Below are 24,372 nucleotides of genomic sequence, written 5' to 3'. Positions count from 1 at the left end.
ATGTTCAATTGCTTTTTGATAGCGTTGGACTAAATAGTAAGTTTATTGAGTACGATTTTCTTCGCGATGACCATTTTTGACTATGTTGTTCTTGGGATATTTTTTATTTCAATTATTCTAAGTATTGTAAGGGGTTTAGTACGTGAAGTTTTATCAATTGCAGGATGGGTAATCGCCTTTATCGCAGCAAGTACTTTTGCATACGATTTTGAGCCTTATATACCACCTGAACTCAGCGGAGAATCGTTGCGGATTATTGCGGCATTTATTCTGGTTTTTATTGCGACGTTAATTATTTCCGTAATGATTACCATGCTGCTAAATGCACTGATTAAGAACGTGGGCCTGGGGTTCATAGATCGAATTCTGGGCGCTTTTTTCGGATTCACCCGTGCACTGGTTGTTGTCATGGTTTTGGTTTTGATTGCCGGCCTGACCGCTTTGCCACAACAGTCTTTATGGCGGCAAGCAGTGTTAAGCCCAACACTGGAAATGATGGCTTTGCAGGTCTTGCCTTGGCTACCTAATGATTTGTCTAAACATATCAGTTATGAAAAAAAAGAGGAAATCTTGCAACACAAGCGCTAAGACTGTGTTGCCGTTGTTATCGAATAAATTCTGTTTTTTTGTGCCATTTATTGGATTGATGGAGTAGGCGTATGTGCGGAATACTCGGTATTGTCGCAAAATCACCGGCGAATCAATTGCTTTATGACGGTTTGCTGATGTTGCAGCATCGTGGTCAAGATGCGGCGGGAATTGTAACGGCCCAAGGAAACACGTTTCATATGCACAAAGGAATGGGGTTGGTTCGCGATGTGTTTCGCACCCGGAATATGCGAGCATTTCACGGCAATATGGGTATTGGACATGTGCGTTATCCGACGGCCGGGTCGTCTCAATCACCTGCCGAAGCGCAGCCTTTTTATGTGAACTCGCCGTTTGGGATTGTGTTGGGACATAATGGCAATCTCACAAATGCAGAACAATTGAATCAGGAATTGTTTCGTACAGATTTACGTCATGTGAATACGCAATCAGACTCGGAAGTTTTATTGAATGTACTGGCGCATGAATTGCAGGAAAGTACGGGTAATTGCCATCTTGACCCAGATACTATTTTTGCGGCAGTCAGTGGTGTTTATAGGCGTTGCGAAGGTGCTTATGCCGTTGTTGCAATGATTGCCGGTTATGGTCTTCTGGCTTTTCGTGATCCTTTTGGAATACGTCCGTTGGTTTTTGGTTCGATAAAAACAGAACAAGGAAGTGAATATCTCGTCGCTTCGGAAAGCGTTGCGTTGGATACGCTTGGATTTAAACTGGAACGCGATATAGCACCGGGAGAAGCCATCTTTATAGATGAAGCGGGAAATTTCCATAGCAAGCAGTGCGTTGAAGGCACCACGCTAAATCCCTGCATTTTTGAATATGTTTACCTGGCACGGCCGGATTCGGTAATTGATGGTGTTTCAGTATATGAAACCCGTTTGAATATGGGCAGATCTCTTGCTCAGAAAATTAAGCATTCTATGCAGCATCTTGATATCGATGTGGTTATTCCAATACCCGATTCCAGTCGGCCAAGCGCCTTGCAACTGGCCAATCAGCTGGGTGTGGACTTTCGTGAAGGTTTTATTAAGAATCGCTATGTCGGGAGAACATTTATTATGCCGGGGCAGCAACTGCGCAAAAAATCGGTGCGACAGAAATTAAATGCCATGAGTATCGAGTTTAAGGGTAAAAATGTTTTGCTTGTTGATGACTCGATTGTGCGCGGTACTACTAGCCGAGAAATTGTGCAAATGGCGCGTGATGCGGGAGCCAACAAAATTTATTTTGCGTCTGCATCACCGCCTGTGCGTTTTCCAAATGTGTATGGAATAGATATGCCCACCCGGCAGGAATTGATTGCAACCGATCGCGATACAGAAGAAATCTGTCATGAGATTGGTGCTGATTATCTGATTTTTCAGGATCTGGATGCTTTGACTCGGACGGTTTCAAAAGTCAATCCGATTTTGACGAGTTTCGAGACATCCTGCTTCAATGGGGACTATATAACAGGTAGTGTAACCCCTGAATATTTAGATGCGCTAGAGGTCAAAAGAAATTTCGAGCAAGGTGCGTCGCGATCAACCGCAAAGACGCAGCTTGATTTAAGTCTGTCTGTATCTGAATAGTTCGTATCATGCGCATAACAATTGTCATTTATTTATAAAGTGTCCGGGAGTAATTTTTAGCATGCCTGACCCACTCAAGCCTGAAACCCTCGCGCTGCGAACGGGTATAAATCGTAGTCAATTTAATGAGCATTCAGAGCCGATTTACTTAACATCGAGTTTTGTTTTTGATAATGCTGCACAGGCAGCTGCCCGATTTTCAGGTGAAGAATCCGGTAATATCTATTCACGATTCACCAATCCAACAGTTACCGCTTTGGAAGAGCGGCTTGCCGCAATGGAAGGTGCTGAAACCTGTGTTGCAACTTCAACCGGAATGTCCGCGATCCTGTCATGTGTGATGGGTTTGCTTTCCGCAGGAGATCATATTGTTGCTTCGCAAAGCCTGTTTGGTGCTACGGTTAACTTGTTTAATAATATTCTGAAAAAATTTAATGTTGAAACGACTTTTGTTTCGGCAACTGATATCAGCGCCTGGGAAGCTGCGGTTAAACCGAATACCAAACTTTTTTTTCTTGAAACACCTTCCAATCCGTTAACAGAAGTTTCAGAAATTTCCGCGTTAGCGCATGTTGCCAAGAAATCTGGTGCATGGCTTGTGGTGGATAACTGTTTTTGTACGCCAATTTTGCAAAAGCCACTTGATTTGGGTGCGGATATTGTTATTCATTCAGCGACCAAATATTTGGATGGGCAAGGCAGGGTATTGGGTGGCGCTGTTTTGGGGCGTCGTGATCTCATGATGGAAGGTGGCGTTTATGGGTTTTTGCGTACTGCAGGACCGACTTTAAGCGCATTCAATGCCTGGGTTATCTTGAAAGGATTGGAAACCCTTAAAGTGCGTATGGATGCGCATTCAAGAAACGCAATGCAAATGGCTCAATGGCTAGAGGCGCATCCTAATATTGAGCGGATTTTTTATCCTGGCTTGCCCTCTCATCCACAATATGAGCTGGCTAAACGGCAACAAAATACAGGCGGCGGTATCGTATCGTTCGAAGTAAAGGGCGGTAAAGAAGCTGCCTGGCGGGTTATTGATAATACAAAACTTGTTTCGATCACAGCCAATCTCGGAGATGCCAAAACAACACTGACACATCCGGCAACGACAACGCATGGCCGCATCAGCCAGGAAGCACGTGATGCGGCCGGTATAACCGATGGACTGTTACGTATTGCTGTTGGCCTGGAAGCTGTTGAAGATATTCAGAATGATCTGGCACGAGGACTGGGTTAAAGCAATTCTTGTGGTATTAAATGCTTCAGTGATTTCGTCCGCATACAACTGAATTTTTTCGGTGTGGGTGTTCTGCCTAAATGATTTCAGCTTTCTGGATGACGACATCATCGAGCGGAACATTCTGGTGACCGTTGCGGTCGCCCGTTTTGACTTTCTTGATTTGATCGACCACATCCTGGCCTTCAATGACTTTGCCAAAAACGCAGTAACCGAACCCCTGTATGGTTGGTTCCTTGTAATTCAGAAACCCATTGCTGGCAACATTAATGAAAAATTGCGATGTCGCTGAATGGGCATCTGCAGTTCTTGCCATGGCAATGGTATAGACATCATTTTTCAGGCTATTGGCAGCTTCATTTTGTATAGGCGGTTGTGTTTGCTTCTGCTTCATGCCGGGTTCAAAACCGCCGCCTTGGATCATAAAATCATCGATAATCCGATGAAAAATAGTGTTGTCATAAAACCCGCTTTTTACGTAATTTAGAAAATTTTCGACGGTTTGTGGCGCCTTTTCGCTGTCGAGTTCAAGCGTGATAATGCCAAAATTGGTTGTTAATCTGATCATAAAATTACCTTTATTTATTCTTCGTTATTAACGGGTGCAGATGGTTGCACAGACATCTCTTCAATAATAATCATATTTCTGGGAACGTCTCCTGGAAATGGCCCGCCAGGCCCGGTGGGTGTTTTGGCAATCTGATGTACGATATCCATGCCGTCAATGACTGTTCCAAAAACGGTGTAACCATATCCTCTTGAGCTGGGGGCCGTAAAGTTAAGGAATGCATTGTTGGCAACATTAATGAAAAACTGTGCAGTTGCGGAATGTGGATCCGATGTGCGCGCCATGGCAATAGCGCCTATTATATTTTTAAGACCGTTATCGGCTTCGTTTTCTACCGGAGCGCGCGTAGGTTTTTGGTTGAACGTGGTATCAAAGCCGCCGCCCTGGGCCATGAAATTGGGAATCACACGATGAAAGATTGTATTGTTATAAAACCCAGCTTCGACATATTGCAGGAAATTCTCGACCGTTTTGGGTGCTTTGTCAGGATAAAGCTCGAGTGTTACTGTGCCTAAGTTTGTTTTCATCAATACCTGGGGATTGGCGGCATGACTCGAGATGCTGCAAAAAATCAATAATATAAATATCAGAAATTGAGAGAGTCGCATAGGTTTCCTTGGTGAATAATAGATTGAAGATCAGAAGTTAGCCAAGCGAGTTATGCTATACTCCGCAGGCTTTTCTGGTTAAATTTGCACATTCGGGATTCTAGCAAGAAGAGAGACAATTCTACAATCATAACCATTCTTTGCATGTTAACAATTTATAACACACTGACACGTGATAAACAGGATTTTGTTCCATTAACGCCTGGAAAAGTAAAAATTTATGTATGCGGCATGACTGTGTACGATTTTTGCCATCTTGGCCATGCACGTGTCTTGGTGGTATTTGATATGGTCGTTCGCTGGCTTGAAGCATGCGGATTTGAGGTCATTTATGTGAGGAACGTCACCGATATTGATGACAAGATTATCAAACGCGCACTGGAGAATGGCGAAACGATTGAAACACTGACATCACGGTTTATTGCGGCCATGGAAGAAGATGCGGATGCACTCGGTGCCGCTAGACCAACGTATGAACCGCGTGCGACGCAGTATGTTGAAAAAATGATTGTGATGATCGATACATTAGTCAGAAAATCGCTGGCGTATACAGCCGATAATGGTGATGTATATTTTGCGGTGCATAATTTTTCGGGATACGGAAAATTATCCGGAAAATCACTGGAAGATTTGCGCGCTGGTGAACGCGTTGAAATCGATGTCAATAAAAAAGACCCGCTTGACTTTGTTTTATGGAAATCTGCCAAGCCAGGAGAACCATATTGGGAGTCACCGTGGGGCAACGGACGCCCAGGTTGGCATATTGAATGTTCGGCAATGAGCGAACATTTTTTGGGAGAACATTTTGATATTCATGGTGGTGGTCAGGATTTGCAATTCCCTCATCATGAAAATGAAATCGCCCAGAGTGAGGGCGCCCATGATCATCCCTTTGTGAATTACTGGATGCATAATGGTTTTGTACGTGTCGATAGTGAGAAAATGTCGAAATCTTTGGGTAATTTTTTTACCGTAAGAGAAGTGTTAAAAAATTATCAGCCTGAAGTTGTGCGTTTTTTTATTCTGCGCGCCCATTATCGTAGCCCTTTAAACTATTCAGATCAGCATTTAAATGATGCCAAGCTTGCTTTAGACCGGTTATATATTTCGTTGAAAGATATTGAAGGCGCAGAAAATAGCGAAATAGACTGGACGAATGAACATGCGGATGCCTTTATGGCGGCGATGAATGATGACTTTAATACGCCTGAAGCGATAGCTGTGCTGTTCGAGTTGACCAGTATTGTAAATAAAACGCAGTCAGTCAGCAGTGCATCGCTATTAAAATCACTCGGCGGTATTTTGGGGTTATTACAGCAAATGCCGCAAGCCTATTTACAGAATAGCCCTGCGGAAACTGCTGCAGCAGTTATTTCCCCTGAGGAAATAGAACAATTAATTCAGCAACGCCTGAAAGCAAGAAAAGCGGGCTGTTATACTGAAGCGGATGCGATACGTCAGAATCTTTTAAACTCAGGTATTATTCTGGAAGATGGCTCGCAGGGCACCACCTGGCGGAGAAATTAACGTCATATTTATAAATCAACCCGGCATGTCTCATGTGTTGACGTAAAAAATGCACTAAATACGCCAGATATATAAAGTCGCGTCTGAAAAATCATTCAACTTGATGCATTTGTCGGGCTTAATGCCTGGGACCATAAATGTGTTACTGATAAAAAAACTACCGGGACGCATTTCAAGAGACACTTTGTCCCACAGTGACTTCATCGGTACCGGAGACAAATAAGCATAGACAATATCATAGTGTGATAGATTCTGTTTCCACAAGTCACCTAGCCGGATCTTGTAATTGGGCTGAACGAACAGGTTTCGTATCCTGCAGATGAAATAGGGCAGCAAGGCCGCTTCTATGCCGTGAAATGTGCCGTTGGCGTGTGTTTTACTGAGTTTGCTGAGCAATCCGCCGCAACCACAACCAAGATCCATGAATGTGAAATCCTTTTTTTGCGGCAAGAGAGTCGTCAAAACTTCTGTTGCCTGATTGCTGGAAAGATATAGTGGAACCTGGGTTTGATAGGTTTTGCCATAGATTAATATCAGTATAACAAAAGCCAGAGCGAACCAGATCGGGGATAGCCCAATGGTATGCGTTACAACGATGGCTGGCATGAAACTCAGCTGTATTGGAATCCACCAGATAGCCATATTGAAAACATAACTCAAGAAGGCCGCTATAATCCCGTGTAATATTGCCCATTCCAAAATGCTAACAGAAGGATAGTGCGCAATTATTGGAGAAATGAGCGCTAAAGCTGCCAGTTGTACAAGTAATGCCAGCAATGCCGGTTTTTGTTTATATTTTATACTGGTTTGCATATCTTGATTTGATCGCAATAAGACATAATGTTAGTTGGCAGGTGTCATCAATGGTTGCGAATCAAAATTTGTTTCGCCGCTTACATTGACGACTTCGCTTTCATTTGTAATTGCCTTTTCAGTTTTTTCATTCATGACGATAATGCTGATTCGACGGTTAATAGGATTGTAGGGATCCTCTTTATCAAATAATACCGCTGACGATAATCCCACGACCCGCAATACTTTATTGGTATCCATACCGCCCGTTATCAATTCCCTACGAGATGCGTTAGCGCGGTCGGCGGATAATTCCCAATTGCTGTATCCTTTATCACCCGATGGAAATGGTGTCGCATCAGTGTGACCGGAAAGACTGACTCTATTTGGAACATCATTCAATGTTTTGCCTATTTCATGCAAAATGGCTTTCGTATACGGTTGTAGCTCAGCTCGTCCACTGGCAAACATCGGACGATTCTGTTCATCCACAATTTGAATGCGCAATCCTTCGGTTGTAATATCCAGCAATAGCTGGTTTTTGAATCGATTTAATATTGAATTTGCGTCCATAGCGGCTTCAATTTTGGATTTCAGCTGGTTAAGGCGCAATAATTCCATTCGTTCTCGCTCAGCTTGTGCAGCTTTGAGATCCAGAACTTTTTTTTCAGCGATCGTTTCGCCTTTTTTAACTTGACCGGTGCTATGTGTTAAATCGGTACCCCCGCCTTTTACGATACTGCTTGCATCTCCCACGTTTGAGCCACCGAACATGGCAATTTTTAATGGTGTTTTGAAATATTCGGATATGCCTTCCAGGTCACCTTGTGAGGCTGAACCGAGCAACCACATTAACAAAAAGAAAGCCATCATGGCGGTTACAAAATCGGCGTAAGCGATTTTCCATGCGCCGCCATGATGTCCTCCAGCAACTTTCTTTATACGTTTGATAACGATTGGGCGTTGTGAAAGATCATCAACCATGAATTACCTCGTATTTGTAGTGTTCAGTGCGAAGAAATAGTTAATCCGCTTTGCTGTTCTTGACATGTTCTTCTAATTCAAGGAAAGAGGGGCGTTCGGTGGTAAATAATACTTTTCTGCCAAATTCAACCGCTAAAACAGGTGAATAGCCGTTCAGGTTGGCTAGTAAAGTGATTTTGATGCATTCAAACAATTTACTTGATTCATGTAGTTGATGTTCAAGTTTTCCCGCAAGCGGAGAAACAAAGCCGTAAGCCAGAAGAATGCCTAAGAAAGTCCCCACTAAAGCTGCAGCAATCAGAATCCCCAGTTCCGCGGGTGGCAAATGAACCGATTCCATGGTATGTACCACACCCATAACTGCGGCGACGATGCCAAAAGCCGGAAGTCCGTCCCCAAGTTTTGCAACGCAATGAATGGGAACTTCGCCTTCTTGGTGATGGGTTTCCAATTCGCTGTCCATCAGGTTTTCGATTTCTAAAGCATTCAAATTTCCACCAACCATTAATCGGAGGTAGTCTGTAATAAACTCCGTGACATGATGGTCGGCGAGTATGGTGGGATATTTGGTGAAAATCGGACTGTTTTGCGGGTCGTCAACATCCGATTCTATTGACATTAATCCTTCTTTGCGTATTTTTCCAAGAATTTCATACAACAATGTCATGAGTTCCATATAGACTGCTTTGGTGTATTTTGAACCTTTAAAAACACCGGGCAGACCTTTCATGGTGGCTTTAAGGGCCTTACCGGAATTGCCAACTACAAAAGCGCCAATCGCACCGCCACCAATCATCAATACTTCAACCGGTTGCCATAAAGAGGCCAAGTGCCCTCCTGCGAGTGCAAAGCCACCAAATATAGATATAATGATAATGAGATAACCAACAATAACTAACATTGTAGAAAGTCCCTGGGAGTAAATTAAACTGTTATTCGGTTAAAAAATTTTCAGCAAAAATTAACATATACATTCAAAAATAAAGATGTAAGAAAACGCGAATTTAACCCGTATTTCCGGAGATTTTTGGAGTATTTGGAAAAAATAAATAAAAATCATTGTGTTGCATTTAGATAAAAATATTCAATAGTGACTGATTCATAAACCTGTTAGAAGTATTCACCTTTGAAAATAGTTTGAACAGGTGGGTAGTGTAGATTCTACTCAGTTAATTTCTACTGCAAATTTAGCTGTACTGAAGCGAGTGGCAACGTGTCTTGACGTTTTTTAAAGAACAAGTGGACTGGATGACTTAAAACTGCGGATACGCAGTACCTAACCTGACGGATGGTTAGAGAGTCTGGCGTTGTTAATTAAAGCCCGGTCATTGGTTGAAATAGGCGTGCCTGCCATAATCAGCACCTACTCTTGGATAAATCGTGTGAATCATAAATTGTGTCCGGGTCTTGTCCGGTTGTTTTAAACGTTGCGCTAACGTTTTATCCTCTTAGTGTTGGCAATGCTTCCGCTATAGGCACAAACTTTAAGGCATAGCCGTTGTTGCACCAACGCTCGCCACGGGGTTGCGGCCCATCTTTAAAGACATGGCCCTGGTGGCCGCCGCAGCGTACGCAGTGATATTCCGTCCGCGGCCAGATCATCTTGAAGTCTATTTTGGTCGCCACATGTCCAGCAATCGGCTGGGTAAAGCTCGGCCAACCAGTCCAGCTTTCATATTTATGCGCGCTTTCGAATAGCGGCAGATAGCATGCCGCACAGAGATAAGTGCCATCGCGCTCCTCATAAACAAGGTTGCTCGATTCCGGACGTTCGGTCGCTTCTTCAAACAGTATTTCGTATGCCCTGTGCGAAACCAGACCGCGCCATTCCTTGTGCGGTTTGTTTAACGGTGTAACCGGAGTGATGGATTCACCAACCACTTGTGAGCACGCCGGGACGAGAGGCATTACTGACAGAGCGGCAAAGCTTTTTAGTACAGCGCGACGTTTCATAAAATATTACTCCTGGCGGCTTCCTGATACTAAAACCTGTATAAAGTAAATATCATAAATGCGCTTGGATGGGCGAGCAACATCACATGGCTATTTTCCTCGCAAAAATAGGAAAGCGCATATGTGGACAATGATCTGCTCAGTTTGGCTTTAAAGTACATTTTTCAACGCTGTTTCCAGATTGGGATATTTGAACTGGAATCCAGAGTCGAGAATATGCCGTGGAATGACACGTTGGCTGCCCAGTAATAATTGTGACATTTCACCGAGTAACAGCTTTAACGCCCAACTTGGCATGGTAAGGAAGGCAGGTCTGTTCAGTTGTTTTGCCAATCTACGGGTGAACTCATCATTAGTAACCGGATTGGGTGCTGTCAGATTAAAAATGCCGTCAAGTTGATTGTTATCCAGCAATGTTAGACAAATTCCGACATAATCATACATGTGAATCCACGGCATCCATTGTGTGCCGGAACCGAGTTTGCCGCCAAGTCCCAGTTTGAATGGTAAAATCATCGGTTGCAAAAAACCGCCGTTTTTTCCGATAACCAGTCCGGTGCGAAGCAAACAAACGCGCACGCCGTATTCCTTTGCTTTTTCAGCCGTGTGTTCCCAGTCCGCACATAATCGGTGGCCAAAATCGTCATGCCCTGATGCTGATTCGTCCAGCGGGTTATCGCCCTGGTCGCCATAGAAGCCAATTGCCGATCCGCTAAGTAAAACGGATGGTTTTGTTTTTGCACGCGCGATAAATTCAACAAGTTGTTGCGTAATATTAATGCGGCTTTGTGTCAGTACTTGTTTGCGTTCATCAGTCCAGCGTCTGTCAAAAATAGGCGCGCCGGCGAAGTTGAAGATGGCATCAAAGTGATCATCGTCAGATAAAAGCGTTATCGAATTGAGTTGTTGTATTTGATCGCCGAGAATGGAAGAAACCTTGTTGGGATAGCGACTTAAAACAGTGATCGAATGTCCTTTTGAAAGCAATGCCGGACATAGAGATTGGCCAATAAAACCAGTTCCGCCAGTTACCAGAATTTTCATAAAACCCTCGTTTGTTTATTTGTCGAAAACCATGCCTAGTTAGCAGTGTCTTTTTTTTTAATTTAAACAAACATGTTATAGCGCGTATTGGTTATGGATTGCAAGCAACTTGATCATAATAGGAGTTAAATTGTTTGCTGTACAAATAACTGCACAGTTTGACTAACATCTGAAATCAAGAGACAGGTTTAATGCCTCGACGTGTTACGCTTTTCAAGTGCTGCTAGACCTGATTGTCCTGATTGTGTTGAGGCGCTAAGAGAGAACTGTTGTAACAGTGCTCTTAATTGTGTAAGGTCAAAAGGCTTGCTGAGATGTTCATCCATACCTGCATCGAAGCATTCCTGTTTGATATGTTCGAATGCATGTGCTGTCAACGCAATGATTGGTATCGGTTTGGTCTTATTTTTCTGTTCTAGAATCCGGATATGTCTTGTCGCTTCAAACCCATCCATGACAGGCATATTGCAATCCATTAAAATCAAATCAAAATGCCGAGTTGAAAATGCGTTGATTGCTTCGATGCCATTGTGGGCCAACACAACTTCACAGTTGAAATTCTCCAGCATTGCTTTACTTACAATCTGATTGACTTCATTATCTTCGACAACCAGAATACAGAGATAAGGCGTGTCCGGCGTTTGTTGTTTTAGGATAATCGGGTTGTTTTTGTGATTATTTTCTATCTCGGGGTTTTCATATTTGAGTGGGATGGATACTGAAAATTGAGAACCTTTGTCTAGTTCGCTGGATACGGAAATATTGCCGCCCATGAGTGTCAATAAATTATAGGTGATGGCGAGACCAAGCCCGGAACCTTCGAAATGTTGCGTTGATTCGCCGACTTGTGAAAATTCCTGAAATAGATGCGTTTGGTTTTCTGCAGAAATGCCAATGCCAGTATCTGTTATGACAAGCTGCAACATTACTTTTTCTTCATCAGGATGTTTAGCGCATTGTACATTGAGATGAACGCGGCCTTTGTGCGTAAACTTGAAGGCATTGCCAAGCAAATTAAAAAGAATCTGCTTGATCCTGTGCGTGTCGCCAATCAGTTTATAGGTAGGAACATCTTCTAGATTAACGGTAAATTCGAGCGATTTTTCTTTTGCTTTGATGCGAAAGAGTAACTCAATTTCTTTAATACATGCTTGCAAATCAAATGATTGGTTAATTATGGAAATTTTTTTTGCTTCTATTTTGGCGAAGTCAAGGATGTCATCAATAATGCGCAGGAGCGTTCGCCCTGAATTTTGAATCATGCTTAAATAATTTGCCTGCTGATGATCAAGCCGTGTTGTTGCCAGAACTTCGGTTAAGCCGAGCACACCGTTCATGGGTGTGCGGATTTCGTGACTCATTGCTGCCAGAAAGGCCGATTTTGCTTTGTTTGCAGCTTCCGCTTGTACGCGTGATTGTTCCAGATCGGCTGCCTGTTTTTCCAGAAGTACTGCTTGCTGACGCATAATCCAGTAGTTGTCATGCTGTAATTTTCCGTTGTGAATGGAAAACAGGAAAAATCCGATTCCGGTAATCAATATCACCCAACTGATATTTCCCGGTGTAAACAAAACAAGACTGATGAGGCTTGGCACATAGATCAATATGGCAAAAGCAAGCATCAAACGAAAACGTGGAGAGATAGCTGCAATGCCGCCGGACAGAAACCCGACAGTCGACAAAATGGCAAGTGCCGTTCCATTATCAATACTGCTAACTGTCTGAAAAATCCAAATCAGAAAAACAGCCCAGGTAAGCGCGGTGGAAATGTAGAGTAACGATACGGTATGCTCATGAATCAGAATATTGGAATTTTCCTGATCGAGAATGCGGTTGCCGATGAATAAACGGAGTATCGCTAGAACAGCAAATAGTACTACAATGATTCCAATATAACGCTGTGCAAGCAGCACGGGGGAGGTCGCAATAATTGCGATGCAAAACGGAATATAAAAAAGACCGCCCAGGCGCATGCGTCTTGCCATATCCTGATTGGTGCCGACGCGTACCGATTCAAGATTCGCTATTTCCGGTTCTGACCACATAGACCTGTTGCCTGTTCTGCAAGATTTTAGAAATCCTTAATGCGCTAAAATGTCAAGTATGGTAAGGCAGAAGACAATTTGAGTCTATGAATAAAAAGAGAATGAAATACAGGCTATTTTGATTTAACGATTGCACAAAATTATGCTGTGCGTGTTAAAGAAAACATCATTGCTCGAACGGTCGGGCTATAAGATAATTTACAATGTGGCTACAAAAACAAATCTATTTAAAGGCAAGGCCCCGCGGGTTCCATTTAATCACGCAAGAAATTGTGCAGCAATTGCCTGAACTCAGTTGCGTTAGTGTGGGTCTGATGCATCTCTTTATACAACACACATCGGCTTCCTTGACCCTGAATGAAAATGCAGATCCAACCGTTCGCCAGGATTTTGAATCCTATTTTAACCATGCGGTGCCGGAAGACGAACCGTACTATCAACATGTGAATGAAGGCAGCGATGACTTGCCTGCACATTTGAAATCCAGCTTGCTCGGTTGTGGCCTGACAATTCCTGTTACCGATGGCCGCCTGAATCTTGGTGTTTGGCAGGGGATATATCTGTGCGAGCATCGAAATTATGGCGGCGGCAGAAGCCTGTTAATTACGGTTTTTGGAGAATAACGGTTGCTGCCTGAGAAAGATCCAGGCAGTAAGTTTGTTTTGCGATTAATGAACAGTTTTTTTCTTTACGACTCAGATGATGCCGAAGATTGATGATTGCTGATGTAATCGATAATATCCTTGACACAGTGAAAATCTTTGACTTCATCATCCTCAAAGGTTACGCCAAACGTTTCTTCGGCATCAAACAGAAGCTGAACCCGGTCCATGGAATCGAGACCCAGTTCCTCAAATTCTGAAGTGGCGGTGATTGTCGAAGCATCGACATCTTCAACTTTTGAGGCGATAAACTCAATCACTTTTTCTTCGATATTTTCAGTATTCATTTTTGGTTCAACCCTTATTTTAGACAGTTGTGAAAATGAGGCTTACATTGTTGCCGCCAAAACCAAAAGCATTGCATAAAGCGACATTTGCTGATTTTTTAAGTGCCTGGTTGGGCGTATAGTTGAGGTCGCATTCCGGATCAGCTTCGTCAAGATTAATGGTGGGGTGAATAATGCCGGTTTGCAGCGACATAATTGCGGCAATACTGCCAATTGCTGCAGATGCACCGATCGTATGGCCGATCATGGATTTTGTGGCGCTGATCGCAATATTCTGTGCGTGCGCTCCAAAAACCTGCTTGATTGCATTGGTTTCGACAATATCGCCTAACGGTGTGGATGTCGCATGTGCGTTGATATAGTCAACTGCTTCAGGTTTGATACCCGCATCCTGAATGGCGGCTTCCATTGCCGCGACTTGTCCATCCGTGTCTGGTGCCACAATATGCGCAGCATCGCATGCGCAGCCGAAACCCGCAAGCTGCGCATAAATTGTTGCGCCCCGCTGTTTTGCTGCATCCTCTTTCTCCAAAACGAGAATGCCTGCGCCTTCACCCATAACAAAACCATCGCGGCCGACAGCAAATGGCCGCGAGGCATGTTCGGGATCGTTATTAAATCCGGTTGATAGCGCATGCAATGCTTCAAAACCGGCAATAGTCAATGGTAGAACACAGGCTTCGGCGCCGCCGGTGACGACAACGTCTGCTTTTCCTGTGCGTAACAGGTCTAACCCCATGCCAATGGCATTGCCGCCTGATGAGCATGCGGTGCTGCAAGTCAGATTAACGCCTTTTAATCCAAATTGCGTAGCTATCCACGCTGCTGCGGAATTTGCCATGGTTCTCGGTACTGTAAAAGGTGGAATAGCCTTGTTCTGAAGTCTGCGTTCAGCGGATGCTTCAAAGGTTGCAAATCCACCCATGCCTGAACCCAGGCTGACTGCCAACCGACGTGGTTCATAGCAATCAAGACTGCCAGCATCTTCCATTGCCTGATTGGCCGCGTGCAATGCAAGCTGTGTAAACCGGTCGGTTTGTTCTATTTGCTTGTTCTTTAAAAAAGATTTCGGATCGAAATCAGCAATTTCACCCGCAATGCGGGAGCGGTTATTCGATGAATCAAAGCACTGAATACTGCGAATTCCGCTTTTGCCATTTTTGGCGGCATTCCAGAATTGATCTATGCCGGTGCCAATCGGTGAAACAATTCCCAGTCCGGTAACAACGATGCGCATATTAGATTTGAACGGATGAATCTAAGGTAGGGTTTGACAATCCAGGGTAAATAAAATGCATTTTCTAAAAGACGTGCAAATATACTTCAAAGACAGATTTGTTGTCAAACACCTTGATAAGTATTGGAAAAACTGTATTTGAATGTCGGGTTTTTTTAGAACCCAATTCAATGAAGTCGATTTCTCCTTAACTAATCGGGGAAAATCCTGATGAAATTTTCTACGAAAACGCATCTATATTACCGTGGAATCTGCCTTTGTTCTATGAATTTACATGTTTGTATTATGAACGGCGAGTGATTTATCTGTATCCACAAAATCATGCTGCCAAACCTAAAATCCTAATGAAACTGCGTCATGCGGGCTTTTTTGGTGCTCCGACTGCTATTAGGAAGCGCAATGTTTTTTGTTGACTGATATTATTAGGTGACCGCTTGCGCTTGAATGCCGAAATTTGAAGTGCAGTAAGTATTTGAGCAGAGTAGAATTTCTATCATGCGCAAACAATCAATTTTCATAAACAACATGTCTGCCAAATAATCCGTAAAGCCATAAAAAATATGATGAAAAAAAATTGCTTACTACTACTGTTACTATTTTCCTTGTTTGTTCTGGTGGCAGTTCAAACTGCTTTTGCTGAAAATTTGGCGCCGGAAGAAATTGCGGGCGCACGCACGATTTCAACGCAAACGGCCAAGCTGTTTCTGGATAGAGGATATCCTTTTGTCGATGTACGGAGCAAATCTGATTTTGATAAAGGGAATTTGCCTGGAGCTTATCATTTGTCGGTAAAAAGTACTGATTTTACTGCCGAGAATCTAAGCAAAATTGCAACCAGAGACGAAGCGATAGTTTTTTATTGTAATGGAATTGCGTGTATGGGTAGTGCGATGGCCACTGAAAAGTCGGTTCAGTGGGGTTGGCACAATGTGTTTTACTATCGTGAAGGGTATAAGGGCTGGCTGGAGGCAGGGTACCAGACGCTATCAAATTGAAAGAATACCAATTCACCTCAGGTGTCTGGATTAATATGTTCAGGTTTAGGAGGACTCCATAACATTAAGTTGTGCGGATTTTCCAGATTTCATATCTTTTTTTTGGTAGAATACGCCTTTAATTAACTAATATTATTGGAGTTATTTGATGGCAATTGAAAGAACTTTTTCCATTATCAAACCTGATGCAGTCGCAAAAAATGTGATCGGGCAGATTTATTCACGTTTTGAATCAAATGGATTAAAAATAATTGCCGCACGTATGACTCAGCTTTCCAGAGCTGAAGCTGAACAATTTTATGCCGTGCACCGTGAGCGTCCTTTTTTTAGTGATCTGGTTGAGTTCATGATTTCCGGGCCTGTGATGGTACAGGTGCTTGAAGGAGATAATGCAATCAGTAAGAATCGTGAACTGATGGGTGCAACCGATCCGCAAAAGGCGGAAAAAGGAACAATCCGCGCGGATTTTGCTGACAGTATTGATGCCAATGCTGTTCATGGCTCGGATGCACCTGAAACGGCTGCCGTTGAGATCGCCTGTTTTTTTCCAACTTTGGAGTTGTATTCTAGATAATTCCGATCATTCCAATGCGCATAGAATAATCTGTGATCGTTAATTTACTCGATTATGATAGAGATGGGCTTACTGATTTCTTGACGGGAATAGGTGAGAAGCCTTTTCGTGCCAGACAAATATTGAAATGGATTCATCAGTGTGGTGAATCCGATTTCATGCAAATGAACGATCTGACGAAAGGATTGAGGGATAAGCTTTCAAAGCTCGCTGTTATAGCTGCGCCACAAGTGATACGGGACCATACCGCTGCTGATGGTACGCGAAAATGGCTGTTGTCTGTTGGTGCAGGTAATGGCATCGAAAGTGTTTTTATTCCCGAGACAAATCGCGGAACGTTATGTGTTTCCAGTCAGGTGGGCTGTGCTTTGTCCTGTGCCTTTTGTTCTACAGGAAAACAGGGATTTAATCGTAATCTGACTGTTGCTGAAATTATCGGCCAACTTTGGTTGGCCAATAAATCGCTCAAAGAAAATTCGGATAATCAATCATCGTCTCAAGCACAACACAATTCAATATCAGAGCAAATTGCGCAGCCGGCACGCGTGGTTAGCAATGTTGTCATGATGGGTATGGGTGAGCCGCTTGCCAATTTTGAAAATGTTGTCGCCGCATTGGATTTAATGCTGGACGATCATGCCTATGGGTTATCCCGCAGACGTGTGACGGTCAGTACTTCAGGATTAGTTCCTGCGATGGACCGGTTGCGTGACCGCTGTCCGGTAGCACTGGCTGTGTCATTACATGCGCCTAGCGATGCTTTGCGTGATTACCTGGTGCCCATAAACAAAAAGTATCCGATAAAAGAACTGCTTGCAGCGTGTCAGCGTTATTTAGAAGCTGCGCCACGTGATTTTATTACATTTGAGTATGTGATGCTGGATGGTGTTAATGACAGCGCATCTCACGCGAATCAATTGGTAAAACTTGTCAAGGATATACCCTGTAAATTTAATCTGATTCCGTTTAATGCTTTTCCGAATTCAGGTTTTAAACGCGCTTCACGTGAATCGATTCGTGTTTTTCGTGATATTCTGATGCAAGCCGGGTTGGTTACTACGGTGCGTAAGACACGTGGAGATGATATCGCTGCTGCCTGCGGCCAGTTGGCGGGTCAAGTGCACGATAAAACACGCCGGGTTGCCAAGGTGAACATGGAGGCAATATGATGCGATGTGTGCCAATAAATTGTGTTTCAATTGAGCGTCTAAGGTTAACAGGATTTATATTTTTACTGAGTGTTGTTTTAGGTGGATGCGTGCATGAACCCATTGAAGGCCGTTTGACGCCCGAACAAGCCGCTGCACGCGCAGAGCAGAGCGCCCGTATTCATACCGAACTGGCCGGAGAATACTACCACCGTGGACAATATAAAGTGGCGCTTGAAGAAGTTGATCGAGCATTTAAATCAGATCCCAATCATGCGCCTGCTTTTAGCATGCTTGGTTTGATTTACATGGCGTTGAATGAAGATGGAAAGGCGTTGACAAATTTTGAGCGGGCGCTGAGCAGAGAGCCGAAAAATTCTGAAATTCACAACAATTATGGTTGGTTTTTATGCGAACGCTTCCCGGAACAAATGGACAGTGCGATCAATCACTTTATGACCGCATTGAAAGATCCACTCTATGGAACGCACCATGTTGCCTATGCGAATGCGGGTCTTTGTGAACTCAAACGTAATAATTTTAATAAAGCATCCTTGTACTTTCGTGAATCGCTTTCGCTTCAACCCGCCTATAGACCTGCATTGGTTGGATTGATTGAGATGGATTTTAAGGAAGGAAATATTGCTGCTGCACGGTCAGAATTGCGCGAATTTATGAAAAGATATCAACCGACTGCGAGAAGTTTGTGGTTGGGTATCCAAATAGAGCAGGCTTCGGGGAATGCGCGCGCAGCGGATAGTTATCGTTTCCAATTACAAAAGTATTATCCAAATTCCAGGGAAATCAAAGCTGTAAGAGAAGGTGGATTCTGAAATGAATGATTATATCGATGACGGCAAAGACAAAAAAAATGAACATGAACATGAACATGAACATCTGGATGATGTAACAACGCAATATTCTGGAAAAGAAGAGGCTTGGGCTGGAGCTGTGTCTGAAATTGCCGCGTTGGATCAGGGAACGGTCGGGGATCAGGATTCCGGGGAGAATGATAATGCGACCGTCCAGAAAACAACTGTAGAGCCTGGACCGGAAATTAGTCATTTTTTGAGAACCGAGGATCATTCTGCTTCATTTGATCGTGATATGGTGGACTCAGCGAGCGTAGTCCATGGCGTTGGCCATATGTTACGTAATGCGCGAATGGATAAAAGAATGAGCGTTGAAGACGTTTCGCGGCAACTGAGAATTTCAGTGCAACAAGTTGAGGCGATTGAAAGAGAAGACTTTGATGAATTGCCGGGACGGACTTTTGTACGAGGATTTGTGCGAAATTATGCCAATCTGCTGCAACTGGATTCAGCTGCGATTGTAAAACTGTTGCCTGGACCGACAACAACCGTATCCCATATTGAACATACACCCTTTAAAGTTCAGGAAATGACTGCTTCTTCCAGAGACGGTAAGGGAATGAATAGCACCTTGTTTACTCTCGTTATTCTGCTGCTTTTGATAGTGGCCGGATATTTTCTTTATCCGAAGATTTCATTTTGGCAACAAACTGAACAAAGTTCCGATTCTTCTGTGCAACTTGAAAACGGTCAGGCTTCTATAGAGTTGCGGCTGCCTTTATCATCGCTCAAATTATCGGATGAAACAAATAAAACGGCTTCGTTTGGTCAAAATTCATTGTCTACGATGGGTTCTGCTTCCTCAATGAACATCTTTGGAACGATCACTTTGAACTTTGCCGCGCAAGCGCATGTTAGAGTCACTGATGGAAACGATGACGTTATTTTTGAACAAAACAATGCCCGGGGAACCCAGCAGCGGGTTAGTGGTAAAAAACCATTGTCGATCGTTATCAGCGACGCATCGGCGGTTGAGGTCACTTATAATGACAGATTAATTGATATAAAACCTTATACCAACGCGCAAAATGGCAGCGCACAGTTAATGCTCGAATAGTTTGTCGATTTGTAATTGTTTTCGATGTCTTTTCACGAATTCTAAAATAAAAATTTAAGTATGATGTCCCAGAATAATTTAACCGCTCAACGCCGTTCAAGTGTCGGTGTTGATGTTGGAACAGTCAAAATCGGCGGGGGCGCTCCAGTTGTCGTGCAATCGATGACCAACACCGATACAGCAAATGCGGTGGCCACTGTCGAACAGGTTTTCCAATTGGCGCGCGCCGGCTCTGAGTTGGTGCGTATTACGGTAAATTCGCTTGATGCCGCAAAAGCTGTACCCGAAATTCGTCGACGTCTGGATGAGATGGGATGTCATGTGCCCTTGATCGGTGATTTTCATTTCAATGGTCATAAGTTGCTTACCGCTCATCCTGAATGTGCGCAGTCTCTGGCCAAGTTTCGAATCAATCCGGGAAATGTCGGCAAAGGAAAAAAACGTGACGAACAGTTTGCGACCCTGATTGAAACGGCCTGTCGCTTTGACAAGCCTATACGTATAGGTGTCAACTGGGGTAGTCTTGACCAGGAAATGCTGGCGCGCATAATGGATGAAAATGCCAGGTCGGGTGATCCGCAAGATGCGACTTTTGTCATGCGTGAAGCGCTGATTACTTCAGCACTGGAAAGCGCAGCCAAAGCCGAAGAACTGGGGTTGCCGCGTAACAGAATTGTGCTTTCATGCAAGGTGAGTGGTGTTCAGGACTTGATCATGGTTTACCGTGAACTGGCATCGCGTTGCGACTATGCGTTACATCTGGGATTGACCGAAGCAGGAATGGGTTCAAAGGGGATAGTGGCGTCGACAGCTGCTTTGGCCATTCTGTTGCAAGAAGGTATTGGCGATACAATACGGATTTCACTGACGCCCGAGCCGGGCGGGTCGCGTTCTCGTGAAGTCATTGTTGCGCAGGAAATTTTGCAAACCATGGGTTTGCGCGCATTTGTGCCGCTGGTTGCTGCGTGTCCCGGTTGCGGACGTACTACCAGCACGTATTTTCAGGAGCTCGCGGAAAATATACAGGGTTATGTGCGTGATGAAATGATCGTCTGGCGTGACCAGTATGAAGGTGTGGAGAATATGACCTTGGCGGTAATGGGTTGCGTTGTGAATGGCCCTGGAGAAAGCAAACATGCCAATATTGGTATCAGTTTGCCGGGGTCAGGTGAAAGCCCGGTAGCACCCGTGTATGTAGATGGTGAGAAAACAGTCACATTAAAGGGTGATAATATCGCCTCCGAATTTCGGCAAATTGTCGAAAACTATGTTCGAGAGAAGTATCCGAGAAAAACAGGATAATGGCCAAGGTTGTAAAAGCGATTCGCGGGATGAATGATATTCTTCCCGACGAAGCTCATAAATGGCGTTTTTTTGAACAGACAGTGCAAGACTGGCTGGAGATGTATGGCTATCGTAATATTCGTACACCGATTGTCGAACAGACTGATTTGTTCGTTCGTTCCATCGGCGAAGTTACCGATATTGTTGAAAAAGAGATGTACAGTTTTGTTGACCATCTCAATAATGATAGCTTGGCTTTGCGTCCTGAAGGTACAGCATCCTGTGTGCGTGCGGTAATCGAACATAATTTGTTATACAGTGGTCCGCAAAGACTTTGTTATTCAGGTCCGATGTTCCGGCATGAGCGGCCACAAAAAGGAAGATACCGACAATTTCATCAGGTTGGTGTGGAAGCACTTGGATTTTCAGGACCCGATATTGACGCTGAATTGATCATTATGTGCGCGCGTTTGTGGAAAATGCTGGGCATAACCGGTCTCCGCCTGGAAATTGGAACATTAGGCAATGCTGAATCCAGAACAGTACACCGTGCGAGATTGATCAAATATTTTGAGCAGCATGTCAAGCGAATGGATGAAGATGCCAACAGACGGTTGCATGCGAATCCGCTGCGTATTCTCGATAGCAAGAATCCGGAAATGCAATCGATCATCGAACATGCGCCCAAGCTTATTGATGATCTGGATGAGCCATCTCGGGTTCATTTTGAGACATTGCAGCATATTTTGCGTGAGCAGGGTATTACTTTTGAAATCAATCTGCGGTTGGTCAGAGGGCTGGATTATTACAATCGCACAGTTTTTGAGTGGATTACTGACAAACTTGGTGCGCAGGGTGCAGTTTGTGCCGGGGGGCGTTACGATGGACTCATCGAGCAGGTCGGCGGGAAATCTGCTCCGGCGTGTGGATTTGCTATGGGTGTAGAGCGATTGTTGGCGTTGATGCAAGAATGTGGCAAAGAAGTCGCGCGTACCGTACCGGATATTTACATCGTGCATCAGGGTGAACTGGCCATGGATTATGCCTGGAAAGCGGCTGAGTTATTGCGCAGTGAAAACCGTCATGTTGTTTTGCATTGTGGTGGCGGTAGTTTTAAGTCGCAGATGAAAAAAGCTGATTCCAGCGGCGCGCGTTTTGCGTTAATCATTGGAGACGATGAAGCGCAGTCACAGGAAGTTACACTGAAATCATTGCGAGAAGCTGTCGACCAGACGAGAGTCAGTTTGAATAAAGTCAGTGAATTGGTGGGTACGTAGACTTGAAAGTTTAATCCTGCATTGAGTTAAGCGTTGTAGTTGAAGAAAAGAACACTGAAGAATTTTTTTTTCATTGTGTTTTCAATAAACTGAATAAAAATCTGCAAGCTGTATTCGTTTTTTATGTGAATGATGATCGGGAAAAGATAATGGCAACATTTAATCGTGAAGAAGAAGAAAAAATTGAAGGTGTTAAGGCTTGGTGGAACAGGTATGGGACACTAATAACGATACTCTTGGCAACGTTAGTAGCGACTACTGGCGGTACGCAAGTATGGAAGTACTATCAACAACAGCAGGCGCAGCAGGCAGCCGATTTGTATGCATTGCTCAAACAGGTGCAGACAACTCAAAATATCGAAAGAATCAATGATGCGGCGCATTTACTCACCGAGGGTTATCCGTCCAGTGGTTATGCGCCCCGTGCTGCATTGATCGCAGCCAAGGCAAGCGTGGAAGCAGGCAATTTGTTACAGGCCAAAGCACAGTTGCAGTGGATACTGGATCATGCCAATGAACCCGAAATAAAGGATTTAGCCCGGCTCAGACTGGCTGGTATCTTGCTGGATGAAGAGAATTACAGTGAAGCGTTGCGGCATTTGAATACTCAGCATATTGATTCTTTTTCCGGTTTATATGCTGACCTGAAAGGCGATGTATTGCTGGCATCAGGAAAAACAGAGGAAGCGCGCTTGTCCTATCAAACCGCCATCGATAAACTCAATAAAAATAACAGTTATTTCAATATTGTCCAGATGAAACTGGATGCATTGGGTGAGCCCAACTAACACGTATGATGTGTTGAGAATTGAAGTGTTAAAACGAAAAGATTGTCTATGGTTTTTTTGGGTGATATTCCTGGTCGGTGGTTGTAGTAATCTGCCGACTCCGTTCAATCCTCGTATGTTTGATGCATTGGGCTATCAAATTGCTGAACTAATTGAACGGGAAGAAAAAATCGTCATTGACGAAGAGGAATTAGAAGCGCTTAACGCACTTGATGAAATTCCACTTTTATGGAAGAGCGGTGTAGGGAAAAGTGAAATAGCCCGGTTTCGGGTTGCTTATGAAAATAATGTCATATTTGCTGCCGATGAAGCAGGATTGCTGGTCAGTTTAAATCTGCAATCGGGTGAACAGGTATGGGCAGTCGAAACGAAATATCCATTTTCGGCTGGTGTGGGTGCAGCTGAAGGTATGGTGTTGATAGGCACATCTAAGGGTGAAGTGCTTGCATTTAACGAATCCGGCCACTCTGTATGGAAAGCCCAAGTCAGCAGTGAGATACTGGCTCCTCCTCAGGTTGGAAGCGATAGGGTTGTTGTCCGAACAGTCGATGGCAGGATATACGGGCTTGATGCGTTAGACGGTTCACGAAAATGGGTTTACCAGGGTGCAACGCCGGCTCTAACGGTGCGCAGTACAGCCGGTGTTGTGATTACGCAGGGTGCAGTTTTTGCCGGATTTGCCGGTGGTAAAATGGTAGCCATGAGTTTGTTGAACGGCAATGTGGGCTGGGAGGCTGTCGTATCTCAGCCGCGCGGTGTGACCGAGTTGGAAAGAATGACTGATATTACCAGTTCCCCGGCTATCGATGATCGGTTTGTTTGCGCTGTAGCCTATCAAGGACGAGTAGGCTGCTTTCAAATTATAGATGGAGCACAGATCTGGGCGCGGGAATCCTCAAGCAATGCCGGTCTGGCAATGGATAATGATTATGTCTATGTTACAGAAGAAAATGGTGTGCTGACTGCTTATGATAAAAGAAGCGGTGCGGGCATGTGGAAGCAGGGCAGGTTGGGCAGCAAGCGATTAACCGCGCCTTTGGTGGATGGTCATTTTATTGTAATCGGCGATGATAAAGGCTTTGTTAATATCTTGAGAAATTACGATGGCGTTGTGTTGGCGCGTGCAAAAACGGATGGCAGTGCAATTTTGTCGCAACCGCAGCGCATTCCTGGCGGGTTTGTTGTACAAACCATGAACGGTGGTATTTTTGCATTTGATTCAAAATTTTGAACACCCTCTTAACACCCTTAAC

General features: G+C 44.1%; 24 protein-coding genes. 14 read left to right on the top strand and 10 right to left on the bottom strand.

What is annotated here, in order from left to right; genetic code table 11:
• The first annotated feature begins 66 nt into the window (after positions 1-66).
• From MRK00_15445 to MRK00_15435, 3 genes are all read left to right on the top strand, one after another.
• On the top strand, positions 67-588 hold the full coding sequence (locus tag MRK00_15445) for a CvpA family protein (GenBank protein MDR4518763.1): 522 nt from the start codon (positions 67-69) through the stop codon (positions 586-588).
• Between the two features lie 71 nt (positions 589-659).
• Positions 660-2,180, top strand: a complete 1,521-nt coding sequence (gene purF / locus MRK00_15440; GenBank protein MDR4518762.1) for an amidophosphoribosyltransferase — start codon at positions 660-662, stop codon at positions 2,178-2,180.
• Positions 2,181-2,241: 61 nt separating this feature from the next.
• Positions 2,242-3,417, top strand: coding sequence for an O-succinylhomoserine sulfhydrylase (locus MRK00_15435; protein MDR4518761.1), 1,176 nt, complete (start codon positions 2,242-2,244; stop codon positions 3,415-3,417).
• A gap of 76 nt (positions 3,418-3,493) precedes the next feature.
• On the opposite strand, the gene MRK00_15430 is transcribed toward MRK00_15435, so the two are convergent.
• Both MRK00_15430 and MRK00_15425 read right to left on the bottom strand, forming a co-directional pair.
• Positions 3,494-3,985 (bottom strand): peptidylprolyl isomerase, encoded by a 492-nt coding sequence (locus MRK00_15430; GenBank protein ID MDR4518760.1) that lies wholly within the window; start codon positions 3,983-3,985, stop codon positions 3,494-3,496.
• Between the two features lie 14 nt (positions 3,986-3,999).
• Entirely contained in the window at positions 4,000-4,593 is a 594-nt protein-coding gene (locus MRK00_15425) for a peptidylprolyl isomerase (GenBank protein ID MDR4518759.1), read from the bottom strand.
• Between the two features lie 144 nt (positions 4,594-4,737).
• Between MRK00_15425 and cysS the strand changes: the two genes are divergently transcribed.
• Positions 4,738-6,120 (top strand): cysteine--tRNA ligase, encoded by a 1,383-nt coding sequence (gene cysS / locus MRK00_15420; GenBank protein MDR4518758.1) that lies wholly within the window; start codon positions 4,738-4,740, stop codon positions 6,118-6,120.
• 54 nt (positions 6,121-6,174) lie between these two features.
• On the opposite strand, the gene MRK00_15415 is transcribed toward cysS, so the two are convergent.
• The 6 genes from MRK00_15415 to MRK00_15390 all read right to left on the bottom strand — a co-directional run bounded on the left by MRK00_15415 (position 6,175) and on the right by MRK00_15390 (position 12,938).
• Positions 6,175-6,933 (bottom strand): class I SAM-dependent methyltransferase, encoded by a 759-nt coding sequence (locus MRK00_15415; GenBank protein MDR4518757.1) that lies wholly within the window; start codon positions 6,931-6,933, stop codon positions 6,175-6,177.
• Between the two features lie 30 nt (positions 6,934-6,963).
• Complete coding sequence (motB, locus tag MRK00_15410; GenBank protein ID MDR4518756.1) at positions 6,964-7,896, bottom strand: flagellar motor protein MotB; 933 nt, start codon at positions 7,894-7,896, stop codon at positions 6,964-6,966.
• Between the two features lie 40 nt (positions 7,897-7,936).
• Positions 7,937-8,797 (bottom strand): flagellar motor stator protein MotA, encoded by an 861-nt coding sequence (gene motA / locus MRK00_15405; protein ID MDR4518755.1) that lies wholly within the window; start codon positions 8,795-8,797, stop codon positions 7,937-7,939.
• Between the two features lie 539 nt (positions 8,798-9,336).
• Positions 9,337-9,849, bottom strand: coding sequence for a peptide-methionine (R)-S-oxide reductase MsrB (msrB, locus tag MRK00_15400; GenBank protein ID MDR4518754.1), 513 nt, complete (start codon positions 9,847-9,849; stop codon positions 9,337-9,339).
• A 150-nt stretch (positions 9,850-9,999) separates the two neighbouring features.
• Positions 10,000-10,893 carry a TIGR01777 family oxidoreductase gene (locus MRK00_15395; GenBank protein MDR4518753.1) on the bottom strand — a complete coding sequence of 298 codons (894 nt, stop codon included), beginning with the start codon at positions 10,891-10,893 and terminating at the stop codon, positions 10,000-10,002.
• A 188-nt stretch (positions 10,894-11,081) separates the two neighbouring features.
• Positions 11,082-12,938 (bottom strand): response regulator, encoded by a 1,857-nt coding sequence (locus tag MRK00_15390; GenBank protein ID MDR4518752.1) that lies wholly within the window; start codon positions 12,936-12,938, stop codon positions 11,082-11,084.
• A gap of 203 nt (positions 12,939-13,141) precedes the next feature.
• Between MRK00_15390 and MRK00_15385 the strand changes: the two genes are divergently transcribed.
• The gene (locus MRK00_15385; GenBank protein MDR4518751.1) at positions 13,142-13,561 is read left to right on the top strand and encodes a secondary thiamine-phosphate synthase enzyme YjbQ; all 420 of its coding nucleotides are present in this window, start codon (positions 13,142-13,144) and stop codon (positions 13,559-13,561) included.
• A 65-nt stretch (positions 13,562-13,626) separates the two neighbouring features.
• On the opposite strand, the gene MRK00_15380 is transcribed toward MRK00_15385, so the two are convergent.
• Complete coding sequence (locus MRK00_15380; protein ID MDR4518750.1) at positions 13,627-13,887, bottom strand: acyl carrier protein; 261 nt, start codon at positions 13,885-13,887, stop codon at positions 13,627-13,629.
• A 19-nt stretch (positions 13,888-13,906) separates the two neighbouring features.
• A complete protein-coding gene (gene fabF, locus MRK00_15375; protein ID MDR4518749.1) occupies positions 13,907-15,124 on the bottom strand; it encodes a beta-ketoacyl-ACP synthase II in 1,218 nt (405 codons plus the stop codon).
• Between the two features lie 614 nt (positions 15,125-15,738).
• Between fabF and MRK00_15370 the strand changes: the two genes are divergently transcribed.
• The 9 genes from MRK00_15370 to bamB all read left to right on the top strand — a co-directional run bounded on the left by MRK00_15370 (position 15,739) and on the right by bamB (position 24,350).
• Positions 15,739-16,119 carry a hypothetical protein gene (locus MRK00_15370; protein ID MDR4518748.1) on the top strand — a complete coding sequence of 127 codons (381 nt, stop codon included), beginning with the start codon at positions 15,739-15,741 and terminating at the stop codon, positions 16,117-16,119.
• A gap of 148 nt (positions 16,120-16,267) precedes the next feature.
• Positions 16,268-16,693: a nucleoside-diphosphate kinase gene (gene ndk / locus MRK00_15365; GenBank protein ID MDR4518747.1), complete on the top strand. Its 426-nt coding sequence runs from the start codon at positions 16,268-16,270 to the stop codon at positions 16,691-16,693.
• Positions 16,694-16,725: 32 nt separating this feature from the next.
• Positions 16,726-17,862 (top strand): 23S rRNA (adenine(2503)-C(2))-methyltransferase RlmN, encoded by a 1,137-nt coding sequence (rlmN, locus tag MRK00_15360; GenBank protein MDR4518746.1) that lies wholly within the window; start codon positions 16,726-16,728, stop codon positions 17,860-17,862.
• A gap of 89 nt (positions 17,863-17,951) precedes the next feature.
• Entirely contained in the window at positions 17,952-18,674 is a 723-nt protein-coding gene (gene pilW / locus MRK00_15355) for a type IV pilus biogenesis/stability protein PilW (protein ID MDR4518745.1), read from the top strand.
• 1 nt (position 18,675) lies between these two features.
• Entirely contained in the window at positions 18,676-19,770 is a 1,095-nt protein-coding gene (locus MRK00_15350; protein MDR4518744.1) for a DUF4115 domain-containing protein, read from the top strand.
• Between the two features lie 63 nt (positions 19,771-19,833).
• Positions 19,834-21,072 carry a flavodoxin-dependent (E)-4-hydroxy-3-methylbut-2-enyl-diphosphate synthase gene (gene ispG / locus MRK00_15345; GenBank protein MDR4518743.1) on the top strand — a complete coding sequence of 413 codons (1,239 nt, stop codon included), beginning with the start codon at positions 19,834-19,836 and terminating at the stop codon, positions 21,070-21,072.
• A complete protein-coding gene (gene hisS / locus MRK00_15340; protein MDR4518742.1) occupies positions 21,072-22,331 on the top strand; it encodes a histidine--tRNA ligase in 1,260 nt (419 codons plus the stop codon). The genes ispG and hisS overlap by 1 nt, the downstream gene beginning before the upstream one ends.
• Positions 22,332-22,480: 149 nt before the next feature.
• Complete coding sequence (locus MRK00_15335; GenBank protein ID MDR4518741.1) at positions 22,481-23,119, top strand: tetratricopeptide repeat protein; 639 nt, start codon at positions 22,481-22,483, stop codon at positions 23,117-23,119.
• A gap of 25 nt (positions 23,120-23,144) precedes the next feature.
• Entirely contained in the window at positions 23,145-24,350 is a 1,206-nt protein-coding gene (bamB, locus tag MRK00_15330; protein ID MDR4518740.1) for an outer membrane protein assembly factor BamB, read from the top strand.
• Positions 24,351-24,372: the final 22 nt, after the last annotated feature.

This window comes from Nitrosomonas sp. (genome assembly GCA_031316255.1).
GTDB lineage: Bacteria > Pseudomonadota > Gammaproteobacteria > Burkholderiales > Nitrosomonadaceae > Nitrosomonas.
Note: the sequence above shows the minus strand (reverse complement) of the source record. Positions and strands in the feature narration are given on the sequence as shown.

What these genes read in the sequence shown, in the direction of transcription:
- MRK00_15445 (MDR4518763.1), top strand. Translation starts at nt 67, where the DNA reads ATGACCATTTTTGACTATGTTGTTCTTGGGATATTTTTTATTTCAATT.
- purF (MDR4518762.1), top strand. Translation starts at nt 660, where the DNA reads ATGTGCGGAATACTCGGTATTGTCGCAAAATCACCGGCGAATCAATTG.
- MRK00_15435 (MDR4518761.1), top strand. Translation starts at nt 2,242, where the DNA reads ATGCCTGACCCACTCAAGCCTGAAACCCTCGCGCTGCGAACGGGTATA.
- MRK00_15430 (MDR4518760.1), bottom strand. Translation starts at nt 3,985, where the DNA reads ATGATCAGATTAACAACCAATTTTGGCATTATCACGCTTGAACTCGAC.
- MRK00_15425 (MDR4518759.1), bottom strand. Translation starts at nt 4,593, where the DNA reads ATGCGACTCTCTCAATTTCTGATATTTATATTATTGATTTTTTGCAGC.
- cysS (MDR4518758.1), top strand. Translation starts at nt 4,738, where the DNA reads ATGTTAACAATTTATAACACACTGACACGTGATAAACAGGATTTTGTT.
- MRK00_15415 (MDR4518757.1), bottom strand. Translation starts at nt 6,933, where the DNA reads ATGCAAACCAGTATAAAATATAAACAAAAACCGGCATTGCTGGCATTA.
- motB (MDR4518756.1), bottom strand. Translation starts at nt 7,896, where the DNA reads ATGGTTGATGATCTTTCACAACGCCCAATCGTTATCAAACGTATAAAG.
- motA (MDR4518755.1), bottom strand. Translation starts at nt 8,797, where the DNA reads ATGTTAGTTATTGTTGGTTATCTCATTATCATTATATCTATATTTGGT.
- msrB (MDR4518754.1), bottom strand. Translation starts at nt 9,849, where the DNA reads ATGAAACGTCGCGCTGTACTAAAAAGCTTTGCCGCTCTGTCAGTAATG.
- MRK00_15395 (MDR4518753.1), bottom strand. Translation starts at nt 10,893, where the DNA reads ATGAAAATTCTGGTAACTGGCGGAACTGGTTTTATTGGCCAATCTCTA.
- MRK00_15390 (MDR4518752.1), bottom strand. Translation starts at nt 12,938, where the DNA reads ATGTGGTCAGAACCGGAAATAGCGAATCTTGAATCGGTACGCGTCGGC.
- MRK00_15385 (MDR4518751.1), top strand. Translation starts at nt 13,142, where the DNA reads ATGTGGCTACAAAAACAAATCTATTTAAAGGCAAGGCCCCGCGGGTTC.
- MRK00_15380 (MDR4518750.1), bottom strand. Translation starts at nt 13,887, where the DNA reads ATGAATACTGAAAATATCGAAGAAAAAGTGATTGAGTTTATCGCCTCA.
- fabF (MDR4518749.1), bottom strand. Translation starts at nt 15,124, where the DNA reads ATGCGCATCGTTGTTACCGGACTGGGAATTGTTTCACCGATTGGCACC.
- ndk (MDR4518747.1), top strand. Translation starts at nt 16,268, where the DNA reads ATGGCAATTGAAAGAACTTTTTCCATTATCAAACCTGATGCAGTCGCA.
- MRK00_15350 (MDR4518744.1), top strand. Translation starts at nt 18,676, where the DNA reads ATGAATGATTATATCGATGACGGCAAAGACAAAAAAAATGAACATGAA.
- ispG (MDR4518743.1), top strand. Translation starts at nt 19,834, where the DNA reads ATGTCCCAGAATAATTTAACCGCTCAACGCCGTTCAAGTGTCGGTGTT.
- hisS (MDR4518742.1), top strand. Translation starts at nt 21,072, where the DNA reads ATGGCCAAGGTTGTAAAAGCGATTCGCGGGATGAATGATATTCTTCCC.
- MRK00_15335 (MDR4518741.1), top strand. Translation starts at nt 22,481, where the DNA reads ATGGCAACATTTAATCGTGAAGAAGAAGAAAAAATTGAAGGTGTTAAG.